The sequence below is a fragment of the Nitrosomonas supralitoralis genome (genome assembly GCF_003011925.2).
Classification (GTDB): domain Bacteria; phylum Pseudomonadota; class Gammaproteobacteria; order Burkholderiales; family Nitrosomonadaceae; genus Nitrosomonas; species Nitrosomonas supralitoralis.
Genome location: NZ_PXXU01000138.1, coordinates 1 through 1,742, shown reverse-complemented (window position 1 = coordinate 1,742; position 1,742 = coordinate 1). Strand labels below are relative to the sequence as shown.

Genomic DNA, 1,742 nt, shown 5'->3' with positions numbered 1-1,742 from the left:
ACGTGGAAATTCAGCTTAGATATAGCCAAGGAAAAAAAACTCCTCAATATTTCGGTTACAGTGATATCAGAGTGCTGTTGAACTTGATACCCGACTTGCGGATCGATCCCTAAGCTTCGGCCGCCGAAGCAGTATCTTCTAGCCCTCAAATTCTATTTGCTTAATAATATCCATATAAATCAGTGAATTCCTACATACATACCAGGATATAATCAGTACAGTACAACTACATAATTACTGCATCTTGTCACTTGTCTTATGAGTAGAGTTATAAGAATATTACTCAACCACCAATAATCTAGAAGTCATTGAAATAATTAGAATCTTGGTGAAAGCTGAAATCAATTTCAGAGAAATCTGTCATTGTGTAATGATATTCAATGCTCGAACATTATCTACAACAATAAATGTTCCAACTAAAAGAAGCTAAAACAATTAATCAAGCCTCATATACAAAACTTGTAGCATTAAATCACGCACCGTAAAAAGTGGCCTAAAATGATCATGTAGAGTCCCTTAATAAATTACAAATAACTCAGGATATAAGTACTATTGTCCGCATCAAACATTTGTGATTACCAGAAGAAACGCAATATTACTATTTCTAATCAGAGGTACCAGAATGCAAACTAAGCTTTCTCAAATTAAAGTAACATTATTTATCGTCCTGATATCACTTTGCGTCATTAGCAATAACCTGCACGCCCATAATCCACATGATATGGTATATGGATTAGGTATTTCTCCTAATTTTGCCAATGACAAAACTCTCTTCCTGGCCACCGATGGAGAATTGACCTCAGATCAATATACAAACATTTTAAGATCGACCGATGGCGGAACGACCTGGATCAGACTGCCGAATGGGCTGGACAATGTTTACTCAGAAATTGGTGTTCGTGTTTCACCAAACTACAACATCGATCACACAGTTTTTGCCACGACTAAAGGGGATGGAGTATATCGATCCGTGGATCAGGGGAATTCTTGGGAGCTTTTTAATACCGGTCTTTCTAACCTGAGAGTAAATAAATTAAATATTGCAAAACTGGGAAATAATGATTATGTGCTTTTATTGAGCACATTGGACGGACAACTTTATCGACGTTCCAAAGCTGAGACGGCTTGGACTAAAGTGCAGAATGTATCTGCAAAAATACAACTGGTTGCGGTATCGCCCAGTTTCACGGCTGACTTGACCGCTATTACAGTGAATAAAACCGGAGGCCTGCAGAAATCCACCGATGGAGGCCTCACCTGGAACGCTATCGGAAATGTTAACGGTTCAACTGTTTACGATATAGCAATATCTAGAGGAAATCCCAAGGAGATATTTCTAGCCACTAACAATGGAATTTTTTATAGCAATGACACCGGCATTACGTTCACTAACAAGCCAGCCAATCTGCCATTGGAAGCGATCAATAATGTGTCGCTTTCTCCAAACTATCTAACTGATCGTACAGTTTTCTGCACCAGCTTAACGCATTCCGTTTACAAATCTACCAATGGCGGCGACAACTGGACACTCCATGCCTCCGGGGCCCAAGTTACCGGACAAACAAGTCCATTAGAGGAATTCAGTGAGCTGCAGGTATCAAACACTTTTTTGACTGACCAAACAGTTTTTCTTTCTGCGTATGATGGGTTTTTCATCTCGAAAGATGGCGGCATTACCTGGAGCCAGAAACAAACTCGCAAAAATCTGCTCACAGCTTTAGCCTTGTCGCCAAACTTCATCA

At 39.6% G+C, this 1,742-nt stretch carries 1 protein-coding gene; it reads left to right on the top strand.

The genetic code is table 11. The annotated features are described in order from the left end of the window. Positions 1-622: 622 nt before the first annotated feature. On the top strand, positions 623-1,742 hold a 1,120-nt coding region (locus C7H79_RS16995), incomplete at its 3' end, for a WD40/YVTN/BNR-like repeat-containing protein (RefSeq protein WP_374058031.1).